This window comes from Streptomyces sp. KL116D, assembly GCF_030766975.1.
Classification (GTDB): domain Bacteria; phylum Actinomycetota; class Actinomycetes; order Streptomycetales; family Streptomycetaceae; genus Streptomyces; species Streptomyces longispororuber_A.
Map to the genome: position 1 here is coordinate 1 of NZ_JASERH010000052.1, position 19,980 is coordinate 19,980.

18 protein-coding genes and 1 tRNA gene are annotated in these 19,980 nt (G+C 70.8%); 17 read left to right on the top strand and 2 right to left on the bottom strand.

Translation table 11 applies throughout. From position 1 onward, the window contains the following. The 5 genes from RBJ77_RS20985 to obgE form a co-directional block, all read left to right on the top strand. Window positions 1-3,072 (top strand): Rne/Rng family ribonuclease (locus tag RBJ77_RS20985; protein WP_372346456.1); only part of this gene is annotated, 3,072 nt, incomplete at its 5' end. 236 nt (window positions 3,073-3,308) lie between these two features. Further along, window positions 3,309-4,631: a phospholipase D-like domain-containing protein gene (locus RBJ77_RS20990; protein WP_372346457.1), complete on the top strand. Its 1,323-nt coding sequence runs from the start codon at window positions 3,309-3,311 to the stop codon at window positions 4,629-4,631. A 188-nt stretch (window positions 4,632-4,819) separates the two neighbouring features. Further along, window positions 4,820-5,140, top strand: coding sequence for a 50S ribosomal protein L21 (rplU, locus tag RBJ77_RS20995; RefSeq protein ID WP_030362614.1), 321 nt, complete (start codon window positions 4,820-4,822; stop codon window positions 5,138-5,140). Between the two features lie 14 nt (window positions 5,141-5,154). Then, window positions 5,155-5,409 (top strand): 50S ribosomal protein L27, encoded by a 255-nt coding sequence (gene rpmA / locus RBJ77_RS21000; protein ID WP_372346458.1) that lies wholly within the window; start codon window positions 5,155-5,157, stop codon window positions 5,407-5,409. Between the two features lie 107 nt (window positions 5,410-5,516). After that, window positions 5,517-6,956 (top strand): GTPase ObgE, encoded by a 1,440-nt coding sequence (gene obgE, locus RBJ77_RS21005; RefSeq protein WP_372346459.1) that lies wholly within the window; start codon window positions 5,517-5,519, stop codon window positions 6,954-6,956. 160 nt (window positions 6,957-7,116) lie between these two features. Here obgE and RBJ77_RS21010 read toward each other — a convergent pair whose 3' ends face one another. Further along, the gene (locus RBJ77_RS21010; RefSeq protein WP_372346460.1) at window positions 7,117-9,237 is read right to left on the bottom strand and encodes a hypothetical protein; all 2,121 of its coding nucleotides are present in this window, start codon (window positions 9,235-9,237) and stop codon (window positions 7,117-7,119) included. Between the two features lie 251 nt (window positions 9,238-9,488). On the opposite strand from RBJ77_RS21010, the gene proB reads away from it, so the two are divergent. From proB to RBJ77_RS21035, 5 genes are all read left to right on the top strand, one after another. Next, the gene (gene proB / locus RBJ77_RS21015; RefSeq protein WP_372346461.1) at window positions 9,489-10,616 is read left to right on the top strand and encodes a glutamate 5-kinase; all 1,128 of its coding nucleotides are present in this window, start codon (window positions 9,489-9,491) and stop codon (window positions 10,614-10,616) included. A gap of 167 nt (window positions 10,617-10,783) precedes the next feature. Continuing rightward, window positions 10,784-11,269 (top strand): hypothetical protein, encoded by a 486-nt coding sequence (locus tag RBJ77_RS21020; protein ID WP_255971495.1) that lies wholly within the window; start codon window positions 10,784-10,786, stop codon window positions 11,267-11,269. Between the two features lie 124 nt (window positions 11,270-11,393). Beyond that, window positions 11,394-12,680 carry a glutamate-5-semialdehyde dehydrogenase gene (locus tag RBJ77_RS21025; RefSeq protein WP_372346462.1) on the top strand — a complete coding sequence of 429 codons (1,287 nt, stop codon included), beginning with the start codon at window positions 11,394-11,396 and terminating at the stop codon, window positions 12,678-12,680. 68 nt (window positions 12,681-12,748) lie between these two features. Further along, window positions 12,749-13,348: a hypothetical protein gene (locus tag RBJ77_RS21030; RefSeq protein WP_372346463.1), complete on the top strand. Its 600-nt coding sequence runs from the start codon at window positions 12,749-12,751 to the stop codon at window positions 13,346-13,348. A gap of 78 nt (window positions 13,349-13,426) precedes the next feature. Continuing rightward, on the top strand, window positions 13,427-14,506 hold the full coding sequence (locus tag RBJ77_RS21035) for a hypothetical protein (RefSeq protein ID WP_372346464.1): 1,080 nt from the start codon (window positions 13,427-13,429) through the stop codon (window positions 14,504-14,506). 9 nt (window positions 14,507-14,515) lie between these two features. Here RBJ77_RS21035 and RBJ77_RS21040 read toward each other — a convergent pair whose 3' ends face one another. Beyond that, on the bottom strand, window positions 14,516-15,604 hold the full coding sequence (locus tag RBJ77_RS21040; RefSeq protein WP_372346465.1) for a M48 family metallopeptidase: 1,089 nt from the start codon (window positions 15,602-15,604) through the stop codon (window positions 14,516-14,518). Window positions 15,605-15,716: 112 nt separating this feature from the next. Here RBJ77_RS21040 and RBJ77_RS21045 point away from each other — a divergent pair, with 112 nt between their 5' ends. From RBJ77_RS21045 to RBJ77_RS21075, 7 genes are all read left to right on the top strand, one after another. Continuing rightward, on the top strand, window positions 15,717-15,860 hold the full coding sequence (locus RBJ77_RS21045; RefSeq protein WP_372346466.1) for a hypothetical protein: 144 nt from the start codon (window positions 15,717-15,719) through the stop codon (window positions 15,858-15,860). A gap of 115 nt (window positions 15,861-15,975) precedes the next feature. Beyond that, complete coding sequence (locus RBJ77_RS21050) at window positions 15,976-16,140, top strand: hypothetical protein (RefSeq protein ID WP_372346467.1); 165 nt, start codon at window positions 15,976-15,978, stop codon at window positions 16,138-16,140. Between the two features lie 43 nt (window positions 16,141-16,183). Then, complete coding sequence (gene nadD, locus RBJ77_RS21055) at window positions 16,184-16,846, top strand: nicotinate-nucleotide adenylyltransferase (protein ID WP_255971480.1); 663 nt, start codon at window positions 16,184-16,186, stop codon at window positions 16,844-16,846. 25 nt (window positions 16,847-16,871) lie between these two features. Beyond that, window positions 16,872-18,524, top strand: a complete 1,653-nt coding sequence (locus tag RBJ77_RS21060; protein WP_372346468.1) for an LCP family protein — start codon at window positions 16,872-16,874, stop codon at window positions 18,522-18,524. A gap of 140 nt (window positions 18,525-18,664) precedes the next feature. Next, complete coding sequence (gene rsfS / locus RBJ77_RS21065) at window positions 18,665-19,123, top strand: RsfS/YbeB/iojap family protein (RefSeq protein WP_255971476.1); 459 nt, start codon at window positions 18,665-18,667, stop codon at window positions 19,121-19,123. Next, window positions 19,120-19,764, top strand: coding sequence for a histidine phosphatase family protein (locus RBJ77_RS21070; protein WP_372346469.1), 645 nt, complete (start codon window positions 19,120-19,122; stop codon window positions 19,762-19,764). Before rsfS ends, RBJ77_RS21070 begins: the two co-directional genes overlap by 4 nt. Before the next feature lie 131 nt (window positions 19,765-19,895). Next, a tRNA-Ala gene (locus tag RBJ77_RS21075) sits at window positions 19,896-19,968 on the top strand. The last annotated feature ends 12 nt before the right edge of the window (window positions 19,969-19,980 follow it).

Sequence of the window (19,980 nt, forward strand, 5' to 3'; positions counted from 1 at the left end):
CGTGACGAGGACGGCGAGGGCGGTGGCCGCCCGAAGCGTCCCTCCGTCGCCGTGTTCCAGGCGCCCGTCTTCACCGAGCCGATGTTCCAGACCCCGGAGCGCGCCGCCGCGGCGGCCGCCGCCGAGGCCGCCGAGGAGCAGCAGCCCGAGCCCGAGCAGGCACCGGTCGCCGCCGCCCCGGCCGCCGTGGAGGAGGAGCAGACGCCGCGCCGTCGCCGCCGCCGTCGCGCCGCGGACGAGCAGCCGGCCGCCGAGCAGCCCGTGGCCGAGCCGGAGCCGGCGGTCGAGGCGGAGCCCGAGGCCGACGCCGAGGACCACGACGACCACGAGGACCACGACGAGCACGGGGACCGGCCCACGCGCCGCCGTCGCCGGGGCGGCCGTCGCCGTCGTCGCGGCGAGTCCGCCGACGCCGAGCACGACGCCGACACCGAGCCGGGCGCTTCCGACGAGGGCGCCGAGGACGCCGAGGGCGCCGAGGGCCACGAGGACGCCGAGGAGACCGACGAGGCGGACGAGCAGGCCGACGAGCGCGACGACCACGGCGCGTCCGGGTCGAGCAGCAGCCGCCGTCGCCGTCGTCGCCGCCGCCGTGCCGGTGACTCGGGCACCGAGGGCGAGTCGTCCTCGGACGACCCGGAGCGGACCGTCGTCAAGGTCCGCGAGCCGCGCAAGAAGGAAGAGAAGTCCACCTCTTCGGACGAGGTGCAGTCCATCAAGGGCTCCACGCGTCTGGAGGCCAAGAAGCAGCGCCGCCGCGAAGGCCGCGAGCAGGGCCGCCGCCGCGTCCCGATCATCACCGAGGCCGAGTTCCTGGCGCGCCGCGAGGCCGTCGAGCGCGTGATGGTGGTCCGCCAGAACGGCGAGCGCACCCAGATCGGCGTGCTCGAGGACAACATCCTCGTCGAGCACTACGTCAACAAGGAGCAGTCGACCTCGTACGTCGGCAACGTGTACCTGGGCAAGGTCCAGAACGTGCTGCCGTCGATGGAGGCCGCCTTCATCGACATCGGCAAGGGCCGCAACGCGGTGCTGTACGCCGGTGAGGTCAACTTCGAGGCGCTCGGCATGGCCAACGGGCCGCGCCGCATCGAGACCGCCCTCAAGTCCGGCCAGTCCGTGCTCGTCCAGGTCACCAAGGACCCGATCGGCCACAAGGGCGCCCGCCTGACCAGCCAGGTCTCGCTGCCCGGCCGCTACCTGGTCTACGTGCCCGAGGGCTCGATGACCGGCATCAGCCGCAAGCTCCCCGACACCGAGCGGGCGCGGCTGAAGACCATCCTCAAGAAGATCGTCCCCGAGGACGCGGGCGTCATCGTGCGCACCGCCGCCGAGGGCGCGAGCGAGGACGAGCTGCGCCGCGACGTCGAGCGTCTGCAGGCCCAGTGGGAGGACATCCAGAAGAAGTCCAAGCAGATCTCGACGTCGTCGCCGAGCCTGCTGTACGGCGAGCCGGACATGACCGTCCGCGTCGTGCGCGACATCTTCAACGAGGACTTCTCCAAGGTCGTCGTCAGCGGTGACGAGGCGTGGGACACCATCCACGGCTACGTCAACCACGTGGCGCCCGACCTGGCCGACCGCCTCTCCAAGTGGACGAGCGAGGTCGACGTCTTCGCGACGTACCGGATCGACGAGCAGCTGGCCAAGGCGCTCGACCGCAAGGTGTGGCTGCCGTCCGGCGGCTCCCTGGTGATCGACAAGACCGAAGCCATGATCGTCGTCGACGTCAACACCGGTAAGTTCACCGGCCAGGGCGGCAACCTCGAAGAGACCGTGACCAGGAACAACCTGGAGGCGGCCGAGGAGATCGTGCGCCAGCTGCGGCTGCGCGACCTGGGCGGCATCGTCGTCATCGACTTCATCGACATGGTCCTGGAGTCCAACCGGGACCTGGTCCTGCGCCGTCTCCTGGAGTGCCTGGGCCGGGACCGGACCAAGCACCAGGTCGCCGAGGTCACCTCGCTCGGCCTGGTCCAGATGACGCGCAAGCGCGTCGGCCAGGGCCTGCTGGAGTCGTTCTCCGAGACCTGCGTGCACTGCAACGGCCGGGGCGTCATCGTCCACATGGAGCAGCCCACTGCCAGCGGTGGCGGCGGCAAGCGCAAGAAGCGCGGCCGCGGTGGCAACGGTGCGGACCACACGCACGAGCACACCCACGAGGCCGTCGAGTCGGCCGAGGCGGTCGAGACCGAGGCCGAGGTCGCCGCGGAGGTCGCCGCCCCCGTGGCGCTGGCCGAGCCCGAGTTCGTGCCCGACGAGGAGCTGTACTCCAGCCCCGCCGAGGCGGAGGCCGCGGCCGGTGGCCGTGGTGGCCGCTCGCGCCGCCGTGCCACGCGCCGTGCGTCGGCCCCGGCCGGTGCGCCGAAGGCGGAGAAGCCGGAGAAGCCGGAGCAGACGGAGAAGGCCCAGAAGGCCGTGCAGGCGGAGGAGCCGGTGGCGGCCCCCGAGCCCGAGCCGGTCGTCGAGGCGCCGCAGCAGGCTGAGCCCGCCCAGCCCGTGCAGGAGGAGGTTGCCGAGGCGCCCGCGCCGCGCACCCGCCGCCGTGCCACGCGCAAGGCGAGCGCTCCTGCCGGTTCCCCGAAGGCGTCCGCCGAGGAGGCCGCCACGGTGACGGTCACGGAGCCGGTGAAGGCCGAGGAGCCGGAGCCCGTCGTGGCCGAGGAGCCGAAGGCCGACGAGGCGAAGCCGGTGGAGACCGAGGCCGCGGCCCCGGCCCGCCCGCGCCGCCGCGCCGTCCGCAAGGCCACCGCCCCGACCGCGACCGAGGAGCCGGCCGTCGTGGTCGTCCCCGCGGCCTCAGATGAGGGCGCCGAGGGCGCGGAGAGCGCCGCCGAGGCCCCCGAGGCCGATGAGGCGCCCGCCGCCAAGAAGACGGCCCGTAAGACGGCCAAGAAGGCGACGGCGAAGAAGGCGGCCACCAAGAAGACCGCGGCCAAGAAGACGGCCGCGAAGAAGACGACGGCCAAGAAGGCGGCGAAGACCACCGCCAAGAAGACGACCGCGAAGAAGACCGCGGCGGCCGAGCAGCAGGCGCTGCCGTCCGTCTCGGCCGCGGCCGACGAGGCCTGAGCCACCGCCCGGGAGACCGGGTCCGCGGGCGCCCCGCACAGCATTCGCTGTGCGGGGCGCCCGCGTATATCCGGGCATACGGGGCCGATGTGGTCTCCGGGGGCACCTGAAGTGACACCTGACTCTCCGTGCGCGCTGAACTACCTGTAAAACTCATGGAATAGTTCGGGTGAATGCAGGGGCGCGCGTTGGGGAGACGGGCGTCCGTGCCAGGGGAGGGGTGGACGATGGCGCACATGCGTCTCAGAGGCACGGGCCGGCACCGTGCGGCGAAGCCGGTGAAGAGCGGACGGCAGGCGGTGGCGCTGGCCACCGTGCTCTCCGCGGCCGGAGTGCAGGCGGGGGTCTCCGCGGGCACCGCGTCGGCCGACGAGGCGAGGGTCTGGACCGAGGGGCCGATCTTCAACGACCCCAAGGGCAGTGTGGACGCCCAGTACGCGATCCGCACGCGGCTGCTGGAGCTGACGAACGCGGCCCTGCCCGGCTCGTACATCAAGGTCGCCGTCTACCACGTGTGGGAGACCTCGGTCTCCGACGCGCTCGTGGCGGCCAAGAACCGCGGCGTGAACGTGCAGATCGTGCTCGACTCCTCCAGCCTCAAGGACCGGCCCACCAACCCCGTCTACGAGCAGCTGAAGGCCGCCCTGGGCACCAGCAGGACCGCGCAGTCCTTCGTGACGCTGTGCCCGACCGACAAGTCGTGCCTGGGCGACCCCAAGTTCGGCAAGTCGATCATGCACAACAAGTTCTGGCTGTTCTCGGCCGTCGAGGGCGCCACGAACATCGTCGTGCAGACGACGTCGAACTCGACGCCGTCCGCGAGCACGAAGTTCTACAACGACGCGCTCCAGCTGCCCAACAACCGGGTGCTCTACGGGGCGTACGCGGACTACTTCGACGACATGGTCGTCCACGACTGGGCGAACTGGGACTACCGCACCGTCAGCAACGGCCGCTACAAGGCGTACTTCTTCCCGCGGGCCGGCACCACGAACTCCACGGACACGCTGTACTCGGTCCTCAACAACGTCTCCTGCTCGTACAAGGACGCGGCGACCGGCGCCACGAAGAAGACGGTCGTGCGGGCCGCGATCTTCCAGATCACCCGGCAGGCCATCGCCGACAAGCTGGTGTCGCTGAAGAAGGCCGGCTGCACGGTCCAGATCGAGTACGCCACGGCCGACAGCGGTACGTGGAAGTCGATGCACGTCACGGGCGCCCCGCCGGTGCGCTGCTACAACGACGACCGGGACCCGCTGAACCCCGCCGCCAAGCTCGCGACGCCGTACATCATCCACACCAAGTACGTGGCGATCGACGGCATGTACGACGGCGCGCGCAACAAGATCACGTTCACCGGGTCGCAGAACGCGTCGGGTCCCGCCCTGCGCGAGAACGACGAGGCCTACGTCAAGATCGACGACGACTCCGTGCACGACACGTACGTGCAGCACTTCAACAAGGTGTGGGGCGTCGCGTACCCCGGCGCGTCGGACAGCACGAACCTCTGCAAGGGCGTCAAGGTCCTGCCGCAGGACGGTGAGGTCAAGACCACCTGAGGGGCCGGTTTGACCCTTCTGAGGGGCGACCCGTAACCTTGACCGTCGGCGTGTCCATCGACGCGCCTCACTCCCGTAAACCTTTCTTCCTCCCGAGTCCGGGGTTCCCCAGGTTCCACGGATTCGGGAGAGGCCGCCTCGTGCGGCTGGACTGCGGGAGTTCCGTTCCGAGCGAGAGAGAGATCCGCGTGTACGCCATCGTGCGCAGCGGTGGTCGCCAGCACAAGGTTGCTGTCGACGACATCGTTGAGGTTGACAAGATTTCCACTGCCAAGGTTGGCGACACCGTAGAGCTCTCTACGCTGCTCGTTGTCGACGGCGACGCTGTGACCAGCGACCCGTGGGTCCTGGCCGGCATCAAGGTCACCGCCGAGGTCGTGGACCACCACAAGGGTGCCAAGATCGACATCCTTCGGTACAAGAACAAGACCGGCTACCGCCGTCGTCAGGGTCACCGTCAGCAGTACACGGCGATCAAGATCACCGGTATCCCCACGGCTGCGAAGTAAGGGACTGAGACAAGATGGCACACAAGAAGGGCGCATCGTCCACTCGGAACGGGCGCGATTCCAATGCTCAGCGGCTCGGTGTGAAGCGCTTCGGCGGTCAGACCGTGAACGCCGGTGAGATCCTGGTCCGCCAGCGCGGCACCCACTTCCACCCGGGCAACTCGGTCGGCCGCGGCAAGGACGACACGCTGTTCGCCCTCGCCGCCGGTGCGGTGGAGTTCGGTACCCACCGCGGCCGCAAGGTCGTGAACATCGTCCCGGTCGTCTGACCCGGACTTTCTCGCGAGGCGGACCTCACTTCCCGTGACGGGAAGCGGGTCCGCCTTTCGCGTGTTGAAGTAGAGACATTTCCGTTCGTTTCTGGAGGCACTGAACCATGACCACCTTCGTGGACCGCGTCGAGCTGCATGTCGCCGCGGGTAGCGGGGGCCACGGCTGTGCCTCCGTACACCGGGAGAAGTTCAAGCCGCTCGGTGGCCCGGACGGCGGCAACGGCGGCCGCGGCGGCGACGTCATCCTGGTCGTCGACCAGTCGGTGACCACGCTCCTCGACTACCACCACTCCCCGCACCGCAAGGCCACCAACGGTGCGCCGGGCGCGGGTGACAACCGCTCCGGCAAGGACGGCCAGGACCTGGTCCTGCCCGTCCCCGACGGCACGGTCGTCCTCGACAAGGCGGGCAACGTGCTGGCCGACCTGGTCGGTCAGGGCACTACCTTCATCGCCGCCCAGGGCGGCCGCGGCGGCCTCGGCAACGCGGCCCTCGCCTCGGCCCGCCGCAAGGCCCCCGGCTTCGCGCTGCTCGGCGTCCCCGGCGACCTGCGCGACGTGGTCCTGGAGCTGAAGACGGTCGCCGACGTGGCGCTCGTCGGCTACCCGAGCGCCGGCAAGTCCTCGCTGATCTCGGTGCTCTCCGCCGCCAAGCCGAAGATCGCCGACTACCCGTTCACGACACTGGTCCCGAACCTGGGCGTCGTCACCGCCGGCGCGACCGTCTACACCATCGCGGACGTGCCGGGACTGATCCCGGGCGCCAGCCAGGGCAAGGGCCTCGGCCTGGAGTTCCTGCGCCACGTCGAGCGGTGCAGCGTGCTCGTGCACGTGCTGGACACGGCGACCCTGGAGTCCGACCGCGACCCGGTGTCCGACCTGGACGTCATCGAGGCCGAGCTGAAGGAGTACGGCGCCGGCCTGGAGAACCGCCCGCGCCTCGTCGTCCTCAACAAGATCGACGTGCCCGACGGCCAGGACCTCGCCGACCTGGTCCGGCCCGACCTGGAGGAGCGCGGCTACCGCGTCTTCGAGGTCTCCGCCGTCGCCCACAAGGGCCTCAAGGAGCTGTCCTTCGCGCTCGCCGAGCTGGTCGGCGCCCACCGTGCCGCGCAGCCCAAGGAGGAGTCGACCCGCGTCGTCATCCGTCCGAAGGCCGTGGACGACGCCGGCTTCACCGTCGTGCGCGAGGAGGACGGCCTGTTCCGGGTGCGCGGCGACAAGCCGGAGCGCTGGGTGCGCCAGACCGACTTCAGCAACGACGAGGCCGTGGGTTACCTGGCCGACCGCCTCAACCGTCTCGGGGTGGAGGACGAACTGATGAAGGCCGGCGCCCGCAGCGGCGACGGCGTCGCGATCGGCCCCGAGGACAACGCGGTCGTCTTCGACTGGGAGCCCACCATGATGGCGGGCGCCGAGATGCTCGGCCGCCGTGGCGAGGACCACCGCATGGAGGCCCCGCGTCCGGCCGCTCAGCGCCGCCGCGACCGGCAGGCGGAGCGGGACGAGGCCCAGCAGGAGTACGACGACTTCGAACCGTTCTAGCCTCCGGCGCACGGGAAGTCTCCGCGGGCCGCACCTCTGGGTGCGGCCCGCTTTGTCGTGCCCGCGCTCGCTGTGCCCGTGCGCTGCCGTGAGGCGGGTGCGCCATGCACGAAGGGGCCCCCGGGACGCGTCCCGGGGGCCCCTTCAGGCGGGTGCTCGGTTATGCGGTGACCGAGTCCTCGGACTCCGGTGCGGCCTCGCCCTCGACGGCCTCGGCGACCTGCTCCTCGACCGAGTCCTCGCGCTGCGCGGGGATCTCCGTCTCGCCCCGCGCGGCCATCCGCACGCGGCGCTCGTCGGCCCGCTCGCACAGCGCGCGCACGGCGACGTTGAAGCGGTCCATGGACGGCGGGTCCGAGGGGCCCAGGAGGTGCTCCTTGAGCTCCAGACGCGCCTCGGCGTGGATGTCCTCGGTCTCGCCGCGAACGGCCGCGAGAAGGGCGGGTACGCCCTCTGCCTCCGGCGCCAGGATCGTCGCGGCGCTCACCGTCGGGAAGCCGGTGCGGAAGTCCGTCTCCGACAGGCCCGAGGTGTTGGCGACGGCGTACGGCTTCTCGCTGCTCAGCCAGTCGGAGACGACCGAGGAGACGTCGGAGACGAGGACGTCGGCCTGGTTGAAGCAGGTGAAGATCGCCGGGCGCGCCTCGGTCACGACGAGGTGCTCCCACTCGGGGAACGACGCCCAGTACGCCCGCTCCCACGCGGCGGTCGCCTCGGCCACGGCCGCGGCGCGGTCACCGTCGGGCTTGCCCTGCAGCAGCATCTTCTCCATCTCGTCCGCGCTGGTGCGGAACGACGTGGAGGTCAGCTCGTCGAGCGCGGCGGCGGCCCGGGTCAGCTCGGCGGCCGCCTCGGGGCCCGGGCGGGCGCCGGAGCGGTGGGTGTTGGCCTCGCGGATCATCGCCATGATGCGCTTGTTGGCCTCACCGGCGGCGGGGACCTGCGAACCGGTCATGGGGTGCGGCTTGTAGATCAGCCGCACCTTCTCGTCGGCGAGCAGGTGCCGCACGATGTTCTCGCCGGCCAGGATCACCGACGTGTTGCCCGGGTTGCCGTCCCAGCCCTCCCAGGTGGGGGCGTACAGGACGGTCGTGAAGTGTCCATCAGCGGCTCCGCCGCGGGCCTTGTCCTTCGTGGGGCCCGTGCCGACCGTGATCGGGGAGAGCTGCGGGCGGCCCACCTCGACGACGTCCTTGTCCTCGACGCCGACGTCGGCCAGCTGGTAGCGGTCGCGGGCCGCGGGGCCCGCCACCCACACCTCGTCGTACGCCTTCGCGTACGGGTTGCAGGACGACAGCTTGTCGGACTCGCCGTGGTTGATGAACGCGTGCTTGATCGTCGGGATGCGCAGCACCTGCGAGGTCTTCGCGGCGTTCGCCGGGTGCAGCATCATCTTCAGCGTCGAGTTCTCCAGGGAGAACATCGTGGCGACCTTCGGGAAGCAGATGATCGGCACGTCGGTCGCGTCGATCTTGTTCACCATGAAGCGCTCGCGCAGCACGATCAGCGGCTTGCCGTCCACGTCGGCGAGCGTGGAGAGCCACATGTTCGCCTGGTACGCGGACGTCGTGCCGCCGGAGAAGTACATGGCGACGGTCGGCTCGTACGCGGCCAGCCACTTGTCGAGCCACTCGATGACCTTCTGGTCGTTCAGCGCGCGCTTCCTGGGCAGCAGCCAGGTGCCCAGGTAGAGCGCGCCGCCCCCGAACAGGGCGATCGAGACGCCGAGACCGATGCCGCCCCAGTAGGCGTCGGTCGTCGCCGCCGTGATCACCAGGCCGACGGTGGCCGGGATCGAGAAGGTCAGCAGGCGGTGGCTGGCGCGGCGGGCCAGGATCCGCGGCGGGGCCGTGGACAGGCGCAGCGCCGAGGTGTCGATGTTGCGCGTGACGATCGGCAGCGTGCGGGTGCGGCGGACCAGGACCGCGGCCGCCTGGCAGGCGAAGTGCGCCCCGTAGACGGCGAGCAGCGCGATCAGGAGCGGCGCCTGCTCACCGAGCGGGTCGATGCCGTCGATGCGCAGCAGGCCGACCAGGATCAGCATGTCGCGCAGCAGCTGCCGCACGGTGACGTCGAAGCGGATCTTGCCGAGAAGCGACAGCAGGCCGGGCTGCTTGTACTGGAGATACGTGTCGAGAGCGAGACCGGCCGCGCTCGCTGCGACGAAGACCGGGACGTACGGGACGAGCGCGCTGACGAGCTGGGCCACATAGAGCGCGAACATCGCGAACAGCGCTGAGAGCTGCACGATGCGGCGCGAGGCAAGTCCGGCGGAGGGCACGGGCTGGGCTCCTGGCAGGGATAGGAGGGTGGGGGGACCCTTGGGGGGGATGGTCCACCTCGGTGAAAAGGCTGACCACTGACCGTATGACTTTCGGCGGTCCCGTAGCAATCCTCCGTGACATCAATCACCGGATAAAGGGGCAAAGGGTACGAACCAAAGTGACCAAGTTCCCGTCCGGACCGCCCGACGGTGTCCGCCCCTCGAAACCCCGGGGCGCACGGATGACCACGTCACGTAAATTGCCAGCCATGTCAAGGGCAAGGCAAGGCGTCGCGGACGCGCGCCGGATCGTGGTCAAGGTCGGATCGTCGTCGCTCACCACGGCCGCGGGGGGCCTGGACGCGGACCGGGTCGACGCGCTCGTGGACGTCCTGGCGAAGCACCGCTCCGGAGGAGAGAAGGAGATCGTCCTCGTCTCCTCCGGCGCCATCGCGGCCGGCCTCGCCCCACTCGGCCTGACCCGCCGCCCCAAGGACCTCGCCCGCCAGCAGGCCGCCGCGAGCGTCGGACAGGGACTGCTCGTCGCCCGCTACACCGCCTCCTTCGCCCGCTACGGCGTCCGCGTCGGCCAGGTCCTGCTCACCAGCGACGACATGGCCCGCCGCGCCCACCACCGCAACGCCTCGCGCACCCTCGACCAGCTCCTGGCCATGGGCGCCTTCCCGGTGGTCAACGAGAACGACACGGTCGCCACCGACGAGATCCGCTTCGGCGACAACGACCGGCTCGCCGCCCTCGTCGCCCACCTCGTCCACGCGGACCTGCTCGTCCTCCTCTCCGACGTCGACGGCCTCTACGACGGCGACCCCAGCAAGCCCGGCACCTCCCGCATCGCCGAGGTGCGCGGCCCCGCCGACATAGCGCACGTCAGGATCGGCTCCGCCGGGAAGGCGGGCGTCGGCACCGGCGGCATGGTCACCAAGGTGGAGGCCGCCTCGATCGCCGCGGCGGCCGGCATCCCCGTCGTGCTGACCAGCGCCAGCCACGCCGCCGACGCCCTCGCCGCCCGCGACACCGGCACGTACTTCCACCGCACCGGCCGGCGCAGCGCCGACCGCCTGCTCTGGCTGCAGCACGCCTCGACCCCGCAGGGCGCGATCACCCTCGACGACGGCGCCGTGCGCGCGGTCGTCGACGGGCGCAAGTCGCTGCTGCCGGCCGGCATCGCCGCCGTGGAGGGCGAATTCAGCGCGGGCGACCCGGTGGAACTGCGCGACGAGAGCGGCCGGGCGGTCGCCCGCGGCCTCGTCAACTTCGACGCCAAGGAGATCCCGCAGCTGATCGGCCGTTCAACACGGGAGCTCGCCCGCGACCTCGGTCCCGCCTACGAACGGGAAGTCGTACACAGGGACGACCTGGTCCTCCTGCGGGCTTGATCTGCCCCCGTCCGCCTTCGAAACGCCTGTGTAAACGGCCGAAAGCCTGCCACCCGCGGGGGACCTTCCCCAAAACCACCCCATGAAGCTCCGTGGCCTGCTCAACTCTTGATGCAGGGTGTTCACGCAGGGAAGTTCCGCACGACCATTGCGCAAAGGAGGCCGTCGTGAGACGAGCGCGCCCGGGGGCCGCACCCAAGGGGTCTCGAGGGTCTGCGGAGCGGGCGCTGACCAGCGTGGCCGCGGGGGACGCGTACGAGGAGGACTCCGCCGCCGACCCGGACACCGAGCGGACCACGGTGGCCGAAGAAGGCCCCCGCCTCTGGCACATCACGCTCAGCGTCTCCGGCGCCGAGGCGCCCCTGGCCGAAGTGCGCCGTGGCCTCGAACAGCTCGCCCACGACCATCCCTTTCTGCTCACCAGCCGCTACGCGGTCGACCACGCCGAGATCCGCTACTGGGAAGAGGCCCGGGACCTGCACGACGCGGCGGCGGTGGCCCTGCGCCTGTGGGGCGAGCACCGCCAGACGTCCCAGCTGCCGCCCTGGGAGATCGTCGGACTGGAAGTCATCGACCGCCAGACCTACCACCACCGGATCGCGGCGGGATACGGCCCGCTCCCGGCGACCCCGGTCGGCGTACACCCCTTCTAGGCAGCACCGACCCCCCGCAGCCGGAACCAAACGGGCCCGACCTCCTCCCAGCCCGTTTTCGGCCATGTCTCAGCACCCGGAATACGGTCTGGACGCCACCACGCCCCCCGTTACCCTGCGGGGCATGACGCCTTCGCTCAACCCGTACGACTCGATGACCCCGGTCACCCAGGCCGCCTACCGCGCCCGCGCCGCGGCCAACGACATCGCCTCCCTGCCGCGTGCGGAGAAGGACGACGCGCTCGCCGCGATGGCCGACGCCCTCGAAGTCCGTACGGCCGAGATCGTCGAGGCCAACGCCAAGGACATCGCCAAGGCCCGCGCCGCCGGCACCTCCGAGGCCATCATCGACCGGCTCACGCTCACCCCCGAGCGGGTCCGCGCCATCGCCTCCGACGTGCGCGACGTCATCGCCCTGCCCGACCCGGTCGGCACCGTCGTGCGCGGCAACACCCTCCCGAACGGCATCGACCTGCGCCAGGTCCGCGTCCCGCTCGGCGTCGTCGGCATCATCTACGAGGCCCGGCCGAACGTCACCGTGGACGCCGCCGCCCTCTGCCTGAAGTCCGGCAACGCGGTCCTCCTGCGCGGCAGTTCGTCGGCCTACGAGTCGAACACCGCGCTCGTCCGCGTGCTGCGCGACGCCGTCGGCGGCAGCGGCCTGCCCGCCGACGCCGTGCAGCTGGTGCCCGGCGAGGGCCGCGACGCGGTCACCGAGCTGATGCGCGCCCGTGGCCTGGTCGACGTGCTGATCCCGCGCGGCGGCGCCTCGCTCATCAAGAACGTCGTGGAGAACTCGATCGTCCCCGTCATCGAGACCGGCACCGGCAACTGCCACGTGTACGTCGACGCGGCCGCCGACATCGACATGGCGATCGACATCCTCGTCAACTCCAAGGCCCAGCGCCCCTCCGTCTGCAACGCCGCCGAGACCCTCCTCGTCCACCAGGACATCGCCGACGCGTTCGTGCCGCGCGCCCTCGACGCGCTCGCCGACGCCGGCGTCACCGTCCACGCGGACCCGCGGATCCTCGGCTACGCCGCGCAGTCGAAGGCCGAGGTCGTCGAGGCGACCCCGGACGACTGGGAGACCGAGTACCTCTCGTACGACATCGCGGCCGCCGTCGTCGACGACCTCGACAAGGCCGTCGAGCACATCCGCCTGTGGTCCTCCGGCCACACCGAGGCCATCGTCACCACCTCCCAGCAGGCGGCCCGCCGCTTCACCCAGCTCGTCGACTCCACGACCGTCGCCGTGAACGCCTCGACGCGCTTCACCGACGGCGGCCAGTTCGGATTCGGCGCCGAGATCGGCATCTCCACCCAGAAGCTGCACGCCCGTGGCCCCATGGGACTCCCGGAGCTGACGAGCACCAAGTACATCGTCACGGGCGACGGCCACACCCGTTAAGCAGCGTCTTGTGGGGTGAATTCCCTTACCGTCTGCCCAAATTGACCCCTCAGGTCTACTCTGGACGGGTGCCGGAGGACGTGGGGGGCACGCCGTTCCCGGACGGCTGGGAGCCCGACGACGACCACGACCGCGGGGGCTGGGACGAAGAGTTCGCCTCCGTGGTCTTCGACGAGGACTTCGTGAAGGCCGCCGAGGTCCATGAGCCCACCGCGGTCGAGCGCCTGCTCGCCGCGGCGCAGGCCCGTGCCGAGGCCCAGGAGGCCGAGGCCCGCAGGGCCCGGATACGCCGCGGCCCGGACGACGACTTCTACGACGACGACACGGACCCGGACGGTTTCGGCCGGGACGGCTCCGACGGGTTCGGCCACGCCTTCGACGACGTGGACGACCTCTACGAGGAGGAGCTGGAGCGGGACGGCAGGACGCGCGCGTACGCGGGCATGGTCCGCTGGCGCCGGCCCGTCGCCTGGGCGCTCGCCCTGCTCATGGGCATCGGCATGGTCGCCCTCGCCTTCACCGCCGTCTACCGCGGCGCCTCGGCCGGCCGCTCGGACCAGGTGCCGCCGCCCGCGACCACGGAACTGGAGAAGAACGTCCCGGGCCCGCCGTCCGCCTCCGCGGACTACTCACGGCCTGCGGTTTCCGCGGTCCCGCGCACCCCCTGACGGTTCGCGTGGGGCGCTGTCGGAAGTTGTCGTGCACCGAGGCGTTTACCCGGGGTGCCAGAGACCTACCCTGAAGGTATGGGCGGGCCAGGAGACCCACCGGAGGGGACACCGGAAGGCACCCCCGGCGGTGGTGGCGGGAGCGAGGACGAGTACCGATCCGTCGTGTTCGACGAGTCGTTCGTCCGGGCTGCCCGGCTCCAGGAGTTCTCCGCCCAGGAGCGGATCACCGACCACGCCCCGGCCGTCCGCCGCACGCCCACGCTGCGCCGCGGGCTGACCCGGCAGGCCGCCGTCCTCGTCGTCCTGATCGTGATCGCCTTCGGCACCGCGATCTACATGGGCGTGCGCAGCCCGTACCGCACGGCGCCCGTCGCCCGGCACACCGAACCGCTGCGGATGACCGTCATCCCGCTCGCCCCGGCCGGCAAGGTGCCCGGCTCCGACTCGGTCTCCGAGCTGTACGAGCACAGCCCCGCGGCCCGGTTCCGCACGGCCGCCGACGGCATACGCCTGCCGGCCGCCCGGCGCACCGCGCACTTCTCCGACGGCCAGGTCGTCACCGCCCTGACCACGGCCAAGGACTACCTCGTCGACTCCTCGCTCGACCCGGACGTGCTCACCGGCGGCGCCGTCCGCACCGTGCGCACGCTCGTCGACCCGCAGCAGCTCGACCAGTTCGACCAGAGCTTCGCGAAGCCGGTCGTCGACGGACGGCACGCCGCGACCGGCTGGCTGGTCCGCTTCGACCCGGCGCAGACCCTCCTCGCCGACGACCACATCCGCGTGCAGGGCACGCTGCACTTCGCCGAGGCCGACGCGAACACCCTCGAAGTGACCTCGGACCACACCTTCGTCTACGCGCTGCGGCCGACGACCGACTCCGGCAGCACCGAGGCGTCCCTGTTCACGGTCCGCCGCGAACTGCACTTCCGCTTCGACCGCGACGACCTGCGCAACCACCAGGCCGAACTGCTCGTGTCCTACGTCCAGGCGGGACCGCTCGCCTGCTCCGCCGACTCGGCCGAGCACCTGCACCCGCTGCTCGCGGGCCAGACGGCGAAGAAGGACGGACCGGCGGGCACCGACCCGTACGCGACGGGCGCCGCGACCGCGCTGTGCGGCGCACTCGCCCCCAGTGCCCAACCGTCCGTCTAGGAGCGGCGGTTACTCGTCCCGGTCGTCCTGCGTGCCGTGGTTGCCGTTGTTGCCCCCGCCGTTGCCGCCGAAGTTCCCGAAGCCGCGCCGCATCCGGCCGCCCAGGTCGCCCGCGCCGCCCGCGATGTCGCTGACCAGCTTCATCAGCGGGTCCTTCGAGTTCTTCACGTGGTCCGTGTAGTGCGAGGCCGACTCGCGGAAGGAGTCGGTCACCGAGGTGTCCTTGTCCTCGCTGCGGCGCGGGTAGTGGCCGTCCATCAGACGCTGGAAGTCGCGGGTCTCGGACCACTTCTTCAGCTCGGCGGCGCGCACCGTGGTGAACGGGTGCGAGCGCGGCATGACGTTCAGGATCTTCAGGACCGAGTCGCGCAGATCGCCCCCGGCCTCGTACTCCTCGGCCTGCTTGAGGAACGCGTCCACGTTCATCTCGTGCAGGTGGTTGCCGCCCGCGATCTTCATCAGACCGCGCATGGACGCCTGCAGGTCCTGGCCGACCAGCAGACCGGCACGGTCCGCGGAGAGCTCCGACTTGCGGAACCACTCGCGCAGCGCCGTCACGATCGCCATGATCGCGAGGTTGCCGAGCGGGATCCACGCCACGCGCAGGGCGAGCGAGGTGAGGAAGAGCAGTATGGTCCGGTAGACCGAGTGGCCGGACAGCGCGTGGCCGACCTCGTGGCCCACGACCGCCCGCATCTCCTCCTCGTCGAGCAGCTCCACGAGACCGGTCGTCACGACGATGATCGGCTCGTCGAGACCGATGCACATCGCGTTCGGCTGCGGGTCCTGGTTGACGTACATCGGCGGGACCTTCTCCAGGTCCAGGATGTAACAGGCGTCCCGCAGCATCGCGTTCAGGTGCGCGAACTGGTCGTCCGAGACGCGCACCGAGTCCGACAGGAACAGCAGCCGCAGACTGCGCTCGGGCAGCAGGCCGCTGAGCGCCTTGAAGACCGTGTCGAACCCGGTGAGCTTGCGCAGGGCGACCAGCGCCGAGCGGTCCGCCGGGTGCTCGTACGCCCGCGAGGAGATCCCCGGAAAGCGCCTGCGCTGCCTGCTCGGTACGTTCTCGTGCTGCTCGTTCGGTACGTCGGGCATGCGTCCCCCATGTCGTTGTGAGTGTCCGTCGTGTCCGTTCGTGCCCCCAAGGTGGAGTCCAGACTAGGCGGAGATACCGTGACGGGGCAGCACACAGAAGGAGCGAACCGTCATGGACCACGTCGATCACGTCATCAGCGCCGCGGCGTCCGACCAGGGGGCCGGCAACCTGCTGCGCATCGTCCTGATCGTCGGCGTCCTCGGCGCCGCCTTCCTGGGCTGGTTCCTGCTGCGCGGCTACAAGCGCGACGACTGACGAGGCCGTACGGGCGGCACGTTCGGCAGAGTCGGCGTGAGCACCACGACAGCCCCCGCTTACGATGGGTCAGAAATCTCTGTCCCGATCCCACACCGGATAGGTCCTGCTGACGATGAGCCTCCACGTCTCCGCTGCCCAGCTGGCCACACTCGCCTCCGAGGGCGGCGAGCACGGCGGCAACCACGAGAGCATCAGCCCCCTCATGACGGGCGGCGCCGCTTTCGTCATCCTCGTTCTGCTGCTGTGGATCACCACGCGCTTCAACCGCGACCGCTGACCCGGACGGGACCACACGGATCGGGCCAGTAGGCTCTGCACGCATGGGAGCGCAGGACATGCCTACCGGCCCGGTCAACAGCCCGGCCGGCGGCCCGGATCGCGAGTGGGTCTCGCCCGCCAAGCGACGCCTCGGCGTCATGGGCGGAACGTTCGACCCGATTCACCACGGGCACCTCGTGGCGGCCAGTGAGGTCGCCGCGCAGTTCCACCTGGACGAAGTGGTGTTCGTGCCGACCGGGCAGCCCTGGCAGAAGAGCGACAAGAAGGTGTCCCCGGCCGAGGACCGTTATCTGATGACGGTCATCGCCACCGCCGAGAACCCGCAGTTCTCGGTGAGCCGCATCGACCTCGACCGCGGCGGACCCACCTACACCACGGACACGCTGCGCGATCTGCGCGCGCTCAATCCGGACACGGACCTCTTCTTCATCACGGGCGCCGACGCCCTGGGCCAGATCCTCACCTGGCGATACACCGAAGAGCTCTTCTCCCTGGCACACTTCATCGGCGTCACCCGGCCGGGTCACCCGCTCACCGACCCGGGCCTGCCCGAGGGCGGCGTCTCGCTCGTCGAGGTCCCGGCCCTCGCGATCTCCTCCACGGACTGCCGTGACAGAGTCGCCAAGGGAGACCCCATCTGGTACATGGTGCCGGATGGTGTGGTGCGCTACATCGACAAGCGCCAGCTGTACCGAGGCGAATGACCCTGCACCGCCGAGAGGGGCATCGGTGAACGACCGATACGACGGTTACGACCAGCAGCAGTACGAGCTGGTCGGCTATGACGAGTTCGGACAGCCGGTCTACCGGCAGGTCCAGCAGGCGCCGTCGTACGAGCGGTCCGCGGATGGCTCAGCGTACGGGTACGGCTACGACCCGTACGCGACCGGGCAGCAGCAGCCGGTCCCGCCCGCGCCGCCCGCCCCGCCGCAGCAGCAGCCCCCGCACGCGTACGACCCCTACGGTCACCCGCAGCCCGGGAGTTACGACCCGTACGGCGCCCAGGCCGGGACCGGTGAGCAGCCCCGCGTCGCCCAGCAGGTCGACGTCGAGCAGACCGCCGCCTACATCCCGCAGCAGGCGCCGCCGCGCGAGGAGCCGGCGCGGCCGCAGGACCGGGACTACCGCACCGAGCAGTTCTCCTTCGTGGAGGAACCGGACGACAACTCCGAAGACGTCATCGACTGGCTGAAGTTCACCGAGTCGCGCAGCGAGCGCCGCGAGGAGGCCAAGCGGCGCGGCCGCAACCGGATCGTCGCCCTCGTCGTCGTCCTCGCGCTGTGCCTGGTCGGCGGCGTCGGCTACCTCTGGTCGCAGGACAAGCTGCCGTTCCTGTCGAAGGACGGCGCCGCGGCCGGCGCCGCCGCCGAGACCGGCCCGCAGAACCGGGACGTGATCGTCGTCCACCTGCACAACACCAAGGGCGGCGCCACCTCCACCGCGCTGCTGGTGAACAACACCACCACCAAGCAGGGCACCACCGTCCTGCTGCCCAACTCGCTGGCGCTGTCGGCCGAGGACGGCACCGCCACCACGCTCGGCAAGTCCGTCGGCGACGACGGCTCCGCCGGCACCGGCGACGAGATCGACACGCTGCTCGGCACCGACATCGAGGGCACCTGGCGCCTCGACACCCCCTACCTCAACAACCTCGTCGAGCTCGTCGGCAACATCGACATCGACACGAACGCGACGGTCCCCGACCCGGCGAAGAAGGGCACGGCCCTCGTCCACAAGGGCGAGCAGCAGACGCTCAGCGGCCCGATGGCCGTCGGCTACGCCACGTACCGGGCGAAGGGCGAGGACCAGACCGCGCAGCTCATGCGGTTCGGCCAGGTCATGCAGGGCGTGCTGCGCAAGCTGTCGTCGGACCCGCAGGCCGCGACGACGACCGTGCAGACCCTCGCCCAGATCCTCGACCCGTCGCTGACCGAGAAGGACCTCGGCGCCTTCCTCGCCAAGCTCGCCGACCACGCCAAGGAGGGCGACTACAAGACGGCCCTGCTGCCGGTCCAGAGCGGCGGCACCCTCTCCGAGTCCGCCGCCGACTCCGTCGTCAAGGACGTCCTCGGCGGCACCGTGAAGGCCCCCGCCAAGGGCGATTCGCTGCGCGTCGGCGTCAAGAACGCCACCGGCGTCACGGCCCGCACAGAGAAGGCCCGCGTCACCCTGGTCAACGGCGGCTACACCTTCGTCTCCGGCGGCACCGGCACGAGCGTGGTGTCCTCCCAGGTCACCTACGCCGACGCCGCCCGCAAGCAGGACGCGGTGGAGGTCGCCAAGACGCTCGGCCTGCCCACGTCGGCCGTACGGAAGGGCAAGACCGCGGCTAACGCGGACGTGTCCGTCGTCCTCGGCCAGGACTACACCGGCGGGCAGTGACGCCCCTCCCGGTGGCCCCGGCGCCCTTGCGCGCCGGGGCCACCGGGAATGCAGTGAGGTCGTCCGGCGGTCCGTGAGACCCTTGAGTCAGCCCCGTGACGGACATCCGGGGATTGTGCCCGCCGACGGAAAGCCTTGTAGTGACCGCCACTGACCGTTCCCTCGAGCTCATCAACGCCGCCGCGCAGGCGGCCGCCGACAAGCTCGCGCACGACATCATCGCCTACGACGTCAGCGATGTGCTGTCCATCACGGACGCCTTCCTGCTGGCCTCCGCCCCCAACGACCGGCAGGTCAAGTCGATCGTCGACGAGATCGAGGAGCGCCTGAACAAGGAGCTCGGCGCCAAGCCGGTCCGCCGCGAGGGCGACCGCGACGCCCGCTGGATCCTGCTCGACTACGTCGACATCGTCGTCCACGTCCAGCACAGCGAGGAGCGCGTCTTCTACGCCCTGGAGCGGCTGTGGAAGGACTGCCCCGAGCTGGACCTGCCGGCCGACGCCAAGGCCACCCGCGGCAAGGCCGCCGAGCACGCCCAGCGCGAGCAGGCCGCCGAAGAGGCCGACGAGCTGCGTGAGCTGGGTGGTGAGCTGCGTTGAGCAGCTCCCGGGGGCGCCGCGTCGTCCTGTGGCGGCACGGCCAGACCAGCTGGAACCTGGAGCGCCGCTTCCAGGGCAGCACGGACATCGAGCTGACGGAGACCGGCGTCGCCCAGGCCCGCCGCGCCGCCCGCCTGCTGGCCTCCCTGAAGCCCGACGCGATCGTCGCGTCGGACCTCAAGCGCGCCGCGGCCACCGCCGCCGAGCTGGCCGCCCTGACCGGTCTCGCCGTCACGCACGACGAGAGCCTGCGCGAGACGTACGCCGGCGAGTGGCAGGGCCTCACGCACGACGAGATCATCGCCCGTTACGGCGAGCAGTACGCCGCGTGGAAGCGCGGCGAGCCCGTGCGCCGGGGCGGCGGCGAGCTGGAGACCGAGGTCGCCGACCGGGCCGCGCCCGTCGTGCTCCGGCACGCGGACAAGCTGCCGGACGGCGGTCTGCTCGTCGTGGTCAGCCACGGCGGCACCATCCGCACCACCATCGGTCGCCTCCTGGGTCTCGAGTCCCACCACTGGGAGGGGCTCGGCGGTCTGTCGAACTGCTGCTGGTCCGTCCTCGGCGAGGGCGCGCGCGGCTGGCGGCTGCTCGAGCACAACGCGGGCACGCTGCCCGAGCCGGTCCTCGGCGACGACGACTGAGGCCCTGCCGCGGCGGTTGAGGCCGGTCCCTGCGGAGCGCGGGGACCGGATTTCACTTTCCGGCAGGTCGCAGGCTAAAGTTCTTCTTGTTCGGCCCGCCGGGGGAAAAGCCCGGAGGGAGAAGAACGCAAGGGGCTATAGCTCAGTTGGTAGAGCGCCTGCATGGCATGCAGGAGGTCAGGAGTTCAATTCTCCTTAGCTCCACAGGAATCACCG

Coding starts and splice junctions, on each gene's coding strand:
- RBJ77_RS20990 (WP_372346457.1), top strand. CDS start 3,309: ATGCGTCTCAGAGGCACGGGCCGGCACCGTGCGGCGAAGCCGGTGAAG.
- rpmA (WP_372346458.1), top strand. CDS start 5,155: ATGGCACACAAGAAGGGCGCATCGTCCACTCGGAACGGGCGCGATTCC.
- obgE (WP_372346459.1), top strand. CDS start 5,517: ATGACCACCTTCGTGGACCGCGTCGAGCTGCATGTCGCCGCGGGTAGC.
- proB (WP_372346461.1), top strand. CDS start 9,489: ATGTCAAGGGCAAGGCAAGGCGTCGCGGACGCGCGCCGGATCGTGGTC.
- RBJ77_RS21025 (WP_372346462.1), top strand. CDS start 11,394: ATGACGCCTTCGCTCAACCCGTACGACTCGATGACCCCGGTCACCCAG.
- RBJ77_RS21035 (WP_372346464.1), top strand. CDS start 13,427: ATGGGCGGGCCAGGAGACCCACCGGAGGGGACACCGGAAGGCACCCCC.
- RBJ77_RS21040 (WP_372346465.1), bottom strand. CDS start 15,604: ATGCCCGACGTACCGAACGAGCAGCACGAGAACGTACCGAGCAGGCAG.
- RBJ77_RS21045 (WP_372346466.1), top strand. CDS start 15,717: ATGGACCACGTCGATCACGTCATCAGCGCCGCGGCGTCCGACCAGGGG.
- RBJ77_RS21050 (WP_372346467.1), top strand. CDS start 15,976: ATGAGCCTCCACGTCTCCGCTGCCCAGCTGGCCACACTCGCCTCCGAG.
- nadD (WP_255971480.1), top strand. CDS start 16,184: ATGGGAGCGCAGGACATGCCTACCGGCCCGGTCAACAGCCCGGCCGGC.